Below are 13215 nucleotides of genomic sequence, written 5' to 3'. Positions count from 1 at the left end.
AAAAAAATAATGATATTTTGGTCTTTAATTCCGATTAATTCTGTGGTGTTCTTAATAAGTCTCATAAGTTCTTCCTAATGATGGTTTGGTTGCTTTTCATTATAGTTCTTATGAGACTTTTTGTGTACACTCAAAAAGCTCTATAATCTCTACAGTAGTTTTACCCACTACAGAAATTATATAGCCATATAATAAAGAAACTAGGCGAGGACAACTAAAAAAAGCACCTGTTAAGGTGCTATTTCCTGCCTGCTGAACTCATAAATTTGTTATAAAATTTGTTACGTTTTTTGTTACGTGTATTTTATCGTAATTAATATATTCCACCTATAAACATTAGTATGTTTTTTATACTGTAACGTTTTTTACAATATTAAATAGTAGGGAAATTTCTATAACAAAAAACGTAAAATGATAACATTTTACGTTTTTTTATGATATAATATTTTCTGAATACTTCTGATTTTATGCAGATTTTAGAATAGTAAATGAATGGAAAGATAGAGAGGTCGAGTGAATGGCTAGAAATGGCTTTTTTACAGGTTTGGATATAGGGACAAGCTCGATTAAAGTTCTCGTAGCAGAATTTGTTTCTGGCGAGATGAACGTCATTGGTGTGAGCAACGTTCCCAGCACTGGAGTAAAAGATGGAATTATTATAGATATTGAAGCTGCTGCTGAAGCAATCAAAAAAGCGGTTGAACAAGCAGAAGAAAAAGCCGGAATGACCATTGATAAGATTAACGTTGGTCTTCCAGCTAATCTTCTTCAAATCGAGCCTACTCAAGGGATGATTCCCGTTCCTAGCGAATCAAAAGAAATTAAAGACGAAGATGTTGATAGTGTCGTGAAATCAGCTTTGACAAAAAGCATTACGCCAGAGCGTGAAGTGATTTCACTCATTCCAGAAGAGTTTATCGTGGATGGTTTCCAAGGTATCCGTGACCCTCGTGGCATGATGGGTATTCGCTTGGAAATGCGTGGCTTGATTTACACTGGGCCAAGCACGATCCTTCACAATCTTCGCAAGACAGTAGAGCGTGCTGGTATTAGCGTGGAAAACGTGATTATTTCACCACTAGCTTTGGCGAAATCAGTTCTCAACGAAGGGGAACGTGAATTTGGTGCTACTGTGATTGATATGGGTGGCGGTCAAACAACAGTCGCTTCAATGCGCGCACAAGAGTTGCAATACACAAACATCTACCCAGAAGGTGGAGAGTATGTCACAAAAGACATTTCGAAAGTCTTGAAGACATCAATGCAAATTGCAGAAGCGCTTAAATTCAACTTTGGACAAGCAAACTTGGCAGAAGCAAGTGAGTCAGAAAGTGTTCAAGTTGATGTGGTTGGTAGTGACACGCCAATTTCAGTGAGCGAGCATTACTTGGCAGAAATCATTTCTGCGCGTGTTCGCCACATCTTAGACCGTGTCAAACAAGATTTGGAACGTGGACGCCTCTTGGATTTGCCAGGAGGGATTATTCTTGTCGGTGGTGGAGCGATTATGCCAGGTGTGGTTGAGTTGGCTCAAGAAATTTTCGGAACCACTGTTAAACTCCACGTGCCAAACCAAGTGGGTATCCGTAACCCAATGTTTGCCAACGTGATTAGTTTGGTAGAATACGTTGGCATGATGAGCGAGGTAGATGTGATTGCTCAACGTGCGGTTTCTGGTGAAGAACTCCTTAGACGTAAGCCAGTGGATTTTGAACCAGAACCACAACCACGTCCAGTCTATCAACCAGCTCCAGAGCCTGTTGCTCCAGTAGTTAGCGAGCCTACACCGCAGGCTCCTCAGGGTATTCCTGCTCATAAGGAGCCATCAAGACCTAGCCTGACAGAGCGTATTCGTGGTCTTTTTGGAAGTATGTTTGATTAATAATAAGTGAGGAAAATTAAAAATGGGAATTTCATTTGATGCAGCGTCTGTACAAGGTGCTATTATTAAAGTTATCGGTGTCGGCGGGGGTGGCGGAAATGCCATTAACCGCATGATTGATGAAGGTGTTGCAGGTGTTGAATTTATCGCTGCTAACACTGATATTCAAGCGTTGAGTTCTTCAAAAGCAGAAACAGTCATTCAATTAGGTCCAAAATTAACACGTGGCTTAGGTGCTGGAGGGCAACCTGAGGTTGGTCGTAAAGCTGCCGAAGAAAGCGAAGAAGCTTTGACAGATGCTTTGTCAGGTTCTGATATGGTCTTTATCACTGCTGGTATGGGTGGTGGCTCTGGTACAGGTGCTGCGCCAGTTATCGCTCGTATTGCTAAAAGCTTGGGTGCTCTTACAGTTGCCGTTGTCACACGTCCGTTTGGTTTTGAAGGAAACAAACGTGGCAACTTCGCTGCTGAAGGTATTGCAGAACTTCGCGAACAAGTAGATACTTTGTTGATTATCTCAAACAACAACCTTCTTGAAATCGTGGATAAAAAGACACCGCTTCTTGAAGCACTTAGCGAAGCTGACAATGTGCTTAGACAAGGGGTACAAGGTATTACAGACTTGATTACAAGCCCAGGCCTTATCAACCTTGACTTTGCCGATGTGAAAACCGTTATGGCAAACAAAGGTAACGCTCTTATGGGAATCGGTATCGGTTCTGGTGAAGAACGTATCACAGAAGCTGCTCGCAAAGCTATCTTCTCACCATTACTTGAAACAACAATCGATGGTGCTGCAGATGTTATCGTAAACGTTACTGGTGGTCTTGACATGACTCTTACTGAAGCCGAAGAAGCTTCTGAAATCATCAGCCAAGCTGCTGGTAAAGGGGTCAACATTTGGTTGGGTACATCTATTGATGACAGCATGAAAGATGAAATCCGTGTGACTGTTGTGGCAACTGGTGTCCGCCAAGACCGTGCAGATAAAGTGGCTGGTTTCCAACAATCAAACCGTTCATTTAACCAACCAAATGCACAACAAGCAGCAGGTGCTCAATACGCTTCTGAACGTGCACAACAATCAAGCCAACCAGCTTTTGAACGTCGTTCAAGCTTTGACTATGATATGGGTGCAACAAACACTGTACCAACATCACAACCAGCGTCTAACCCAGCTTCACAACAAAAAGACAATTCATTTGGAAACTGGGACCTTCGTCGTGACAACATCAGCCGTCCAAAAGAAGGTGAACTAGACAGCAAATTGACGATGTCAACTTTCTCAAACAACGACACAACTGACGATGAATTAGAAACACCACCATTCTTTAAAAACCGTTAATGACGGATTTTCAAAAGAATAAAGACCTTGTTTTTGAACAAGTAGCGCAGGCAGCGCAAGCCGCTAATCGCTCTAAGGATAGTGTCAATATTATCGCAGTGACGAAGTACGTTGACAGTGGTGTGGCTGCTCGTCTTATTGATACTGGCATTACCCATATTGGGGAAAACAGGGTTGATGTTTTTCTTGATAAATACGAAGCTTTGAAAGACAGACCTTTGACTTGGCATTTGATTGGAAGTTTGCAACGCCGTAAAGTTAAAAATGTGATTAACTTGGTGGATTACTTCCATGCCTTAGATTCTGTCAAATTGGCTTTAGAAATTCAGAAACGAGCGGAGCATACAATCAAATGTTTCCTACAAGTCAATATTTCAGGTGAAGAGAGTAAGCACGGTTTTAAAGTTTCGGAAATTGACGAAGCTTTAGCCGCTATCTCTGAATGTGATAAAGTGGAACTGGTGGGCCTAATGACAATGGCTCCGAAAGATGCTTCTGGAAATGAGATAAACGACATTTTTGGTAGAGCAAATCAGATTAGACAAGAGTTACAAAAACGTGGTTTACCCCATATGCCATTTACAGAATTAAGTATGGGGATGAGCGGTGATTTTAAGCTTGCTATTCAAAACGGAGCGACTTTCGTCAGAATTGGGACATCATTCTTTAAGTAACAGGAGAAAAGATGGCATTTAAAGACAGATTTGAGAAAATAATTTCATATTTTGATACTGATGAAGTTAGTGACGTTGAGCCAACAGTGAGTGAGGAGGTCAAGCCTTCTGCCTCTCAAGAGAGTGAAAAGGTCCAGCCAATCAAACGACCAATGGAACAACCTCAACCATCTAACCGCGTTCAACACGTGGTTAATGGTAACGATGCTCAACGCTCATCTTCATCTCAACAAAAGAGGACGGTAGAAGATATGCAACGTGTTCGCGCATTAAACCAACGCCGTGAAGAGCAAGCAAATGTGAATCAACAAACTACAACTATTACGCTTAAATACCCTCGTAAATATGAGGATGCTCAAGAAGTAGTGGATTTGTTAAACAATAACGAATGTGTTTTGATTGATTTTCAATACATGCTAGACGCTCAAGCACGTCGTTGCCTTGATTTCATTGATGGCGCAAGTAAAGTGCTTTATGGAACACTTCAAAAAGTAGGTAGTTCAATGTACCTTTTGACACCATTTAATGTGATTGTCAATGTTGAAGAACTTCCAATGCCAAATAATGGTCAAGATGTCGGATTTGATTTTGACATGAAAAGACGCTAATATAGATAACATATGATTTTTATATTAATTGTATTACTAAAGACGATTCAGTTTTATTCTTATCTACTATTTGCTTACGCTTTACTGTCTTGGTTCCCAGGAGCCTACGATACTTGGTTGGGGCAGGTTTTGACACAAATTGTTGAGCCTGTGATTAGACCTTTCCGACGTTTTAACCTTCAATTTTTGGGGTTAGATTTTACGATTATAGCTGTGGTGTTCGCTCTTAATATTTTGAGCCGCATTCTGATTATGGTATTCACATCCTTATGACATCACAAGGAGTCTATCAACATTTTCGACCTGAGGAGCATGACTTTATTGATAAAATAACACGTCTTGCTCAGCGGGTAGAAGAAACCTATGCCTATGTTTTGACGGAGTTTTTAAATCCTCGTCAAATCGAGATTGCGAAAACGGTGGTTAATCATTTTGGACTGAAAGCATTTGTGTCCAGTGATTATTATGCTAGTGAATATGCCCGTCTGATTATCGCACCAGAATATTATGTCTGTCAGGTAGAAGATTTTGAATTAGCCTTGCTTGAAGTGCGTTACCAGTCAAAATTTGCCCAGTTAAGCCATGCACAGATTATGGGAACTCTCCTTAATCATCTTGGCATTAAACGGACAGTCATCGGTGATATTTTGGTAACAGATGGCTACGCTCAGGTGTTAGTTTCGCGAAATATGTCTGATTATATTAGAATCCATACAACAAAGATAGCCAGAACGAGTGTTTCATTGAGAGAAATTCCTCTAAGCGATATCATCGTTGCAAATCAGGCTAGTCTGCAGCTAAACGTCATCGTGTCAAGTATGCGTCTGGATAAGATTCTGGCAACTGTGCTAAAGCTATCAAGAACGCAAGCTGCGCAGTTAATAGGAACAGGTAAAGTCAAACTTAATTATCAACTGATCGATAAAACAGCGACAGTTCTTCAAGTTGGAGATTTAGTTAGTGTAAGAGGATTTGGTCGATTTTCAATTTTGAGCGATAATGGGATAACCAAAAACGGCAAATTGAAATTGACCATAGATAAGATGATACATAAATAAGGAGAATTCAATGGCACTTACAGCACTTGATATTAAAGATAAAACATTTAAAGTAAAATTCCGTGGTTATGACGAAGAAGAAGTTAATGAATTTCTAGATATTGTTGTTGAAGACTACGAAAACTTGGTTCGTCGTAACCATGAGCAAGAAAATCGTATCAAAGATTTGGAAGATAAATTGGCTTACTTTGATGAAATGAAAGAATCATTGAGCCAATCTGTTATCCTTGCTCAAGAAACAGCTGAAAAAGTGAAAACATCAGCAAACGACGAAGCAGCAAACCTTGTTAGCAAGGCGAACTACGATGCGCAACATTTGATTGATGAAGCAAAATCAAAAGCCAACCAAATTTTGCGTGATGCAACTGACGAAGCAAAACGTGTTGCTGTGGAAACAGAAGATTTGAAACGTCAAACACGCGTCTTCCACCAACGTTTGGTAGCTGCTATTGAAGGTCAACTTAGCTTGGCTAACTCACCAGAATGGAACGAATTGTTGCAACCAACAGCCGTTTATCTTCAAAACTCAGACGCAGCTTTTCGTGAAGTTGTTGAGAAAGTGTTAGACGAAGAAGTTCCAGAATTGGATGATGAGTTGTCAATGGATGCGACACGTCAATTCACACCAGAAGAAATGGAAGAATTGCAACGTCGTGTTGAAGAAAGCAACAAACACCTTGAAGAAACGCAAAAATTAGCAGCTGCTGACAACGAATCTGCTGACGCAGATACAGATGAAGTAGTTAATCTCAGCGAAACACAAACATTTAAATTGAATATCGAAGAAGACTAAGAAAAACGCGATTGTTAATCCATATTTTCAGCGAGCAGGAGATGGTGTGAGTCCTGTAATTCCTAGATTGGCAATTATCATTTTCGAATCGTTTTATCTGAATGAAGTAAGATAAAAGGGCTGACTTACCTTACGAGTCGCAGAGGGAGATTTGGTTTGACCTGATTTTTTTAGGAAAATAAAATCTCTGAACAAAGGTGGTACCACGAGCTTTCGTCCTTTTGAGGCGAAAGCTCTTTTTTATTATTTAACCCTGTCAACCTTCTGTCGTTGCTTGTGTGATGACAGTTAGATTATTTATATAAGGAGTAGCTATGAAACTAAAAGAAACGCTTAATCTTGGAAAAACAGCTTTCCCAATGCGTGCTGGGCTTCCTAACAAAGAACCAAAATGGCAGCAAGAATGGGAAGAAGCTAACATTTACGCCAAACGTCAACAATTAAACGAAGGCAAGCCTTCTTTCAACCTCCACGATGGACCTCCGTACGCTAACGGAAATATCCACGTTGGGCATGCCATGAATAAAATTTCTAAAGATATTATTGTGCGTTCAAAATCAATGTCTGGTTTCCGCGCCCCTTATGTACCTGGTTGGGACACACACGGTTTGCCAATTGAACAAGTGTTGTCTAAAAAAGGTGTGAAACGCAAAGAAATTCCATTGACAGAATACCTTGAAATGTGTCGTGAGTATGCGCTTAGCCAAGTGGATAAACAACGTAACGACTTTAAACGTTTAGGAGTTTCTGCTGATTGGGAAAATCCATACATTACTCTAAAACCAGCTTATGAAGCGGCTCAAATCCGTGTCTTTGGTGCTATGGCTGACAAAGGCTACATTTACCGTGGTGCTAAGCCAGTTTACTGGTCATGGTCATCTGAATCAGCTCTTGCGGAAGCTGAAATTGAATACCACGATATTGATTCAACTTCTCTTTACTATGCCAATAAAGTTAAAGATGGTAAAGGTGTGCTTGATACAGATACTTACATTGTCGTTTGGACAACAACACCATTTACAGTAACAGCATCACGCGCTTTGACTGTTGGTCCTGATATGGATTATGTCGTTGTGAAACCTGCTAATAATGACCGAAAATTCGTTGTTGCAGAAGGACTTTTGGATAGCTTAGCTGAAAAATTTGGTTGGGAATCATTTGAAGTTCTCGCTAAACATAAAGGTACTGAACTCGAATATATCGTTACAGAACACCCATGGGATACTGAAGTGGATGAATTGGTTATCTTGGGTGACCACGTTACACTTGATTCAGGTACAGGTGTTGTCCATACTGCCCCTGGTTTTGGTGAAGATGACTACAACGTTGGTGTTAAATACGGATTGGAAGTTTTTGTTACTGTTGATGAACGTGGTATCATGATGGAAAATGCTGGTCCAGATTTCCAAGGTCAATTCTACGATAAAGTTGTTCCAACTGTTACTGAAAAACTTGGCGACCTTTTGCTTGCTAGCGAAGCCATTACTCACTCATACCCATTTGACTGGCGTACTAAGAAACCAATCATCTGGCGTGCTGTACCACAATGGTTTGCATCAGTTTCTAAATTCCGTCGAGACATTCTTGATGAAATTGACCGCACAACATTCTATCCAGAATGGGGTCGTACACGTCTTTACAACATGATTCGTGACCGTGGCGATTGGGTTATCTCACGTCAACGTGCTTGGGGCGTGCCACTTCCAATCTTCTATGCAGAAGACGGTACAGCTATCATGACTAAAGAAGTGACTGACCACGTTGCAGATTTGTTTGAAAAATACGGTTCAATCGTTTGGTGGGAACGCGATGCCAAAGACCTTCTTCCAGAAGGCTTCACGCACCCAGGTTCACCAAATGGCGAATTTACCAAAGAAACAGATATCATGGATGTTTGGTTTGACTCAGGTTCTTCATGGAATGGTGTTATGAATGCCCGCGAAGGTTTGGAATATCCAGCTGATCTTTACCTTGAAGGTTCTGACCAATACCGTGGTTGGTTCAACTCATCATTGATTACCTCAGTTGCCGTCAATGGTCATGCTCCTTATAAAGCTGTCCTTTCTCAAGGTTTCGTTCTTGATGGTAAAGGTGAAAAAATGTCTAAATCACTCGGAAACACTATCCTTCCAAGTGACGTTGAAAAACAATTTGGTGCTGAAATCTTACGTCTTTGGGTAACAAGCGTTGATTCTAGCAACGATGTTCGTATTTCAATGGATATTTTGAAACAAACGTCAGAAACTTACCGTAAAATCCGTAATACCCTTCGTTTCTTGATTGCAAATACCAGCGATTTCAATCCAAATGAAGATACCGTTGCTTACGAAGAATTGCGTTCTGTGGATAAATACATGACCGTGAAATTCAACCAATTGGTAGCAACTATCCGTAAAGCTTATGAAGCTTATGGTTTCATGGCTATCTACAAAGCTGTTGTGAACTTCATCACTGTTGATTTGTCTGCCTTCTACCTTGATTTTGCCAAAGATGTGGTTTACATCGAAGCAGCTGACAACCTTGCTCGTCGTCAAATGCAAACCGTCTTTTATGACATTTTGGTTAAAATCACTAAATTGTTGACACCAATCCTTCCACACACTGCGGAAGAAATTTGGTCATACTTAGAGTTTGAACCAGAAGACTACGTGCAATTATCAGAATTACCAGAAGCAGAAGTCTTTGAAGGTCAAGACAATATCCTTGAAGAATGGGATGCCTTCATGACCCTTCGCAACCAAGCTCAAAAAGCCTTGGAAGAAGCGCGTAATACTAAAGTTATCGGTAAATCATTGGAAGCTCATTTGACAATCTATGCGAGCGAAGAAGTGAGAACACTTTTGACAGCCCTTGATAGCGACATTGCGCAATTGTTGATTGTTTCTCAATTGACCATTACAGATGAAGCTGCGCCAGCAGATGCCGTTGCTTTTGAAGATGTTGCCTTCACAGTTGCTCATGCAGAAGGTGCTGTTTGTGACCGCTGCCGCCGTGTTGACCCAACAACAGCGGAACGCTCATACGGTGTGACAATCTGTGACCACTGTGCTGACATTGTTGAAACGAATTTTTCAGCAGCCGTAAGCGAAGGTTTTGAATAAGCCAATAAAAAATCAAAAGCTAGGATGAGAATCCTAGCTTTTTTGCTTGTCCAAAAGAAAAAATCTGAGACAAAATGCCTCAGATTAAGAAGCTGTTGGGAATGAAATTTCAATGAGATTAGCCGTGTGTAGAGTTTTTAGCTGGTCTAATTGGATACTTGACGTATCGATTTTACGCTTGAGGAAAAACTCACGAATGGTTTCAATTTCACTATCTTTAATAGCGCGATATTTGTTTGAAATCAACAGCTCGTAGTGGTTAGGCGCCTGCGTGAAAATAACGTCAGTATTTCCTGCTGAATAAGTCTCAACCAGCTGAGCATCCGTATTGCGAAGTTGGTTACGAACTAACTCAGAGTGGCTACTGGTGGTGTTGATTAATCTCATATACTCCCCTCCTGATGTTTTCTTTACATTAATATTATAACACGATTTTTAACAAATTAAGCGTTTTTATGGTGTTTTTTCAGCCAGGCTTTCACACCCCATTGGTGGCTGCCGCGTTTTAATTTTTGGATGGCTTCTTCAACATGGAACCAAGCGAGGTTGTTAAAGTCCTCAAGCGGTGCCCCTAATTCTTGAAAATGGGTGACTTCGTACAAGTAAGCAGGGTTGTAGAAGTAGGTATTGCGATGACGTGAGTAGAAGTACTCATCGGCTTGCCCATAATAATAGCCAATATCCGCTGAAAAGCCCAATTCTTCTCGGAGCTCACGTTGCAAGGCGGTAAAATGGTCTTCACCAGCTTCGATTTCGCCACCAGGCAAAAACCATGAGCCGTTTGGAGCTTGAACTAAAATGATTTGCGTTTGGCTCTTATCTGGAATAATCGCATACACGCCATAGCGCGCTTTATAGTTAACATGGTCTAATTTTTGACCGAAAGTAGGATTTGTCATAATGCTTTTCCTCCATTGGTAAATGGGATAGAAGCAGCGAATCAGACAAACCTGACGACACTAAATCCATCCATTACTTATATTATACTAAATCGCTCTCATTTTTTCCAGAAAGTTATCTGAATATTTTAATAATATTGGTTTTTAAAATTCTCCAGATAGTTGCTATCTGGAGAATAATGACTTATTCTGTCGGTTCTGATACGGTTTCAGCATCTTTATCTTTGTCTTTGTTAGCGGATTTGATGCTAATCTTGCCCTTGCTGGTCAAAACAGCCTTCAAATCTTTTTCGCTTGGATTTTCAAGATAGTAGTCGGTAATAGCATCTTCAATGTAGTCTTGAATAGTACGACGGAGAGGACGTGCTCCCATTTTAGGGTCGTAACCAATGTCAACCAATTTTTCTTTTACCTTATCGGTTACTTCAAGATGAATGTCATTTTGAGCAAGGCGTTTGTTAACATCATCAAGCATGAGGTTGACGATGTGGAGCAAGTTATCCTTGCTGAGTGATTTGAATTCGATAATGCCGTCAAAACGGTTCATAAATTCAGGGCTGAAGTAGTTGCCTAATTCGCCTAGAACAGAATTAGTGCGTCCTTCGCGTACTGCCCCAAAACCAACGCTAGCTTCTACCTTACCAGTTCCGGCATTTGATGTCATGATGATAATGGTATCCTTGAAGCTGACTGTGCGTCCTTGTCCGTCTGTCAAACGACCGTCATCAAGAACTTGCAAGAACATATGCATCACATCAGGATGCGCTTTTTCCACTTCATCAAGCAAGATAAGCGAATAAGGGTTGCGGCGTACTTTTTCAGTCAATTGTCCAGCTTCTTCGTAACCAACATACCCTGGAGGGGCTCCGACAAGTTTAGCGACAGCGTGTTTTTCCATGTACTCAGACATATCAAAACGAATCATGCTATCAGCTGAACCAAAGAGTTCGATAGCCAATTGCTTTGAAAGTTCGGTTTTACCAACACCAGTTGGCCCGACAAAAAGGAAAGAACCAATTGGACGATTTGGGGTACCAAGTCCGATACGATTACGGCGGATGGCTTTGGCAATTTTATCCACAGCCTCATCTTGTCCAATCACGTGTTTCTTCAAATCATCGGCTAAATGAATCAATTGAGATTGTTCTTTTTCTTTCAAGTCGCCAACAGGAATGTTGGTCTTTTCTTCAATGATCGCTTCGATGGTTTTTTCAGTGATGACTGGAATATCTTCCTCGTTGATAGTTTGTTGCTGCATTTCCTTGTATTTAGCGATTTGGTCGCGAAAATAAGCAGCGCGTTCGTAATCTTCTTCACGAGTGGCTTGAGTTTTCAAGTTTTCAGCTTGCTCTAGACGTTTATCGATTTCTTTTGGATCAATAAAATTAAGCGTCAAATTCATGCGAGAACCAGCTTCATCAAGAAGGTCGATGGCCTTGTCAGGCAAGAAACGGTCTTGAATATAGCGGTTTGATAGATTTGCGGCTGCTTCAATAGCATCATCACTGTATTTGACATGGTGGTAATCTTCATATTTCTTTTGAATACCACGAAGAATGGTAATGGTTTCTTCAACGCTTGGTTCATCCACTTTGACAGGCTGCATGCGACGTTCTAAAGCAGCATCTTTTTCGATGATGCGATATTCATTGAGGGTTGTTGCCCCAACCAGTTGCAATTCACCGCGTGCCAAGGCTGGTTTCAAAATGTTACCTGCATCCATGCTGCCATCACCTGTTGAACCTGCACCAACAATTTCGTGAATTTCATCAATGAAGAGGATAACATCCTTACGTTTGCGGATTTCTTCCATCAATTTTTGCATGCGTTCTTCAAATTGACCACGGATGCCAGTGCCTTGAACGAGGCTAACCACATCTAAGCGAATGACTTGTTTGTTTTGCAATTTTTGTGGTACATTGCCGTCAACGATTTTTTGGGCTAGGCCTTCCACAACTGCGGTTTTACCAACACCAGGTTCTCCGATGAGGACAGGGTTATTTTTGGTACGGCGGTTGAGAATTTCGATGACACGGACAATTTCAGAATCACGTCCGATGACAGGGTCAATATCGCCACGAAGGGCCATTTCAGTAATATTGATACCAAATTCTTCTAGTAAGCCTTTTGGTTGTTGGGCACCACCATTGTTGCGATAGTTGTTGTTATTGTTGCCTCCGTTACGCCCACCATTTCCTGACTGAGTTGGAGGTGTATTTTGGAAGCTTTGATTTCCAAATGCTTGGAAGTTACCTAGATTGCTAAAAAAATCGTCAAATGGATTGGTACCAGATGCTTGGTTTTGATTGTTTGACGTAGCTGATTGCCCCCCACCTAGATTTCCTAAAATAGTATTGTTAGGGTCAGTTTTCATGATTTGATAGCAGTTTTGGCACAAGTCAATCTGCTTTTGCTGACCGTTGACATTTGTATAAAGATGAATGGTTGATTCATTTAAATGACAATTTTGACAGAGCATATAATATACCCTCCTTTCGAAATCACTGACTATGGCGACAAAGGTCAAAGATAGTCAAATTTATATTTCCATTATAGCATGTGATGACTAGAAATCAAGGAAAAAGATTACAAAATTATCACTCTTGTCATTAGAGTGCTATATTTTATTTTTATTCATAAAATATTGACAAATGGTATATTTATGCTAAAATAAATTATAATATTTCAGAATAAAAGGGTGGAGATGACATATGACAAAACAAAAATCATTTGTGAAAGAGATTGATTTTACAAAGGAAGAGCTCTTAGAATTGATTGATTTAGGCTTGGCTTTTAAGGAATTAAAAAAGAAAAGAATTTTGCATAAGTATTTAGAGGGATTGAATATTGCCTTG

At 40.4% G+C, this 13215-nt stretch carries 10 protein-coding genes and 2 pseudogenes; 9 read left to right on the top strand and 3 right to left on the bottom strand.

All coding sequences use genetic code 11. The features are described from left to right. Nucleotides 1–517: 517 nt before the first annotated feature. The 8 genes and pseudogenes from ftsA (at nucleotide 518) to ileS (ending at nucleotide 9461) form a co-directional block, all read left to right on the top strand. Entirely contained in the window at nucleotides 518–1882 is a 1365-nt protein-coding gene (gene ftsA, locus B3R79_RS01620; protein ID WP_168261277.1) for a cell division protein FtsA, read from the top strand. 22 nt (nucleotides 1883–1904) lie between these two features. Next, nucleotides 1905–3227, top strand: a complete 1323-nt coding sequence (gene ftsZ / locus B3R79_RS01615) for a cell division protein FtsZ (RefSeq protein WP_293693379.1) — start codon at nucleotides 1905–1907, stop codon at nucleotides 3225–3227. Continuing rightward, nucleotides 3227–3901 carry a YggS family pyridoxal phosphate-dependent enzyme gene (locus tag B3R79_RS01610; protein WP_154454450.1) on the top strand — a complete coding sequence of 225 codons (675 nt, stop codon included), beginning with the start codon at nucleotides 3227–3229 and terminating at the stop codon, nucleotides 3899–3901. The genes ftsZ and B3R79_RS01610 overlap by 1 nt, the downstream gene beginning before the upstream one ends. A 305-nt stretch (nucleotides 3902–4206) precedes the next feature. Then, a pseudogene (locus B3R79_RS07470) lies at nucleotides 4207–4509 on the top strand (cell division protein SepF); the annotation flags it as partial. A 12-nt stretch (nucleotides 4510–4521) separates the two neighbouring features. After that, a complete protein-coding gene (locus tag B3R79_RS01600; RefSeq protein WP_154454448.1) occupies nucleotides 4522–4782 on the top strand; it encodes a YggT family protein in 261 nt (86 codons plus the stop codon). Continuing rightward, on the top strand, nucleotides 4779–5567 hold the full coding sequence (locus B3R79_RS01595; protein ID WP_154454447.1) for an RNA-binding protein: 789 nt from the start codon (nucleotides 4779–4781) through the stop codon (nucleotides 5565–5567). Before B3R79_RS01600 ends, B3R79_RS01595 begins: the two co-directional genes overlap by 4 nt. A gap of 10 nt (nucleotides 5568–5577) precedes the next feature. Continuing rightward, nucleotides 5578–6360, top strand: a complete 783-nt coding sequence (locus B3R79_RS01590) for a DivIVA domain-containing protein (RefSeq protein ID WP_204984600.1) — start codon at nucleotides 5578–5580, stop codon at nucleotides 6358–6360. Between the two features lie 314 nt (nucleotides 6361–6674). After that, nucleotides 6675–9461, top strand: a complete 2787-nt coding sequence (ileS, locus tag B3R79_RS01585; protein ID WP_204984599.1) for an isoleucine--tRNA ligase — start codon at nucleotides 6675–6677, stop codon at nucleotides 9459–9461. 84 nt (nucleotides 9462–9545) lie between these two features. On the opposite strand, the gene B3R79_RS01580 is transcribed toward ileS, so the two are convergent. The 3 genes from B3R79_RS01580 to B3R79_RS01570 all read right to left on the bottom strand — a co-directional run bounded on the left by B3R79_RS01580 (nucleotide 9546) and on the right by B3R79_RS01570 (nucleotide 12839). Then, complete coding sequence (locus B3R79_RS01580) at nucleotides 9546–9848, bottom strand: DUF1827 family protein (protein WP_168261283.1); 303 nt, start codon at nucleotides 9846–9848, stop codon at nucleotides 9546–9548. 56 nt (nucleotides 9849–9904) lie between these two features. After that, nucleotides 9905–10360, bottom strand: a complete 456-nt coding sequence (locus B3R79_RS01575; RefSeq protein ID WP_154454443.1) for an NUDIX hydrolase — start codon at nucleotides 10358–10360, stop codon at nucleotides 9905–9907. Nucleotides 10361–10544: 184 nt separating this feature from the next. Further along, nucleotides 10545–12839, bottom strand: coding sequence for an ATP-dependent Clp protease ATP-binding subunit (locus B3R79_RS01570; protein WP_168261284.1), 2295 nt, complete (start codon nucleotides 12837–12839; stop codon nucleotides 10545–10547). 232 nt (nucleotides 12840–13071) lie between these two features. Here B3R79_RS01570 and B3R79_RS01565 point away from each other — a divergent pair. Continuing rightward, nucleotides 13072–13215, top strand: a pseudogene (locus tag B3R79_RS01565) (ornithine carbamoyltransferase); the annotation flags it as partial.

Origin of the sequence: Streptococcus sp. UBA3373 (assembly GCF_002360305.1) — a bacterium.
Lineage (GTDB): Bacteria > Bacillota > Bacilli > Lactobacillales > Streptococcaceae > Streptococcus > Streptococcus alactolyticus.
The sequence above is the reverse complement of the archived record's forward strand: the minus strand, read 5'-3'. Positions and strand labels throughout refer to the sequence as shown.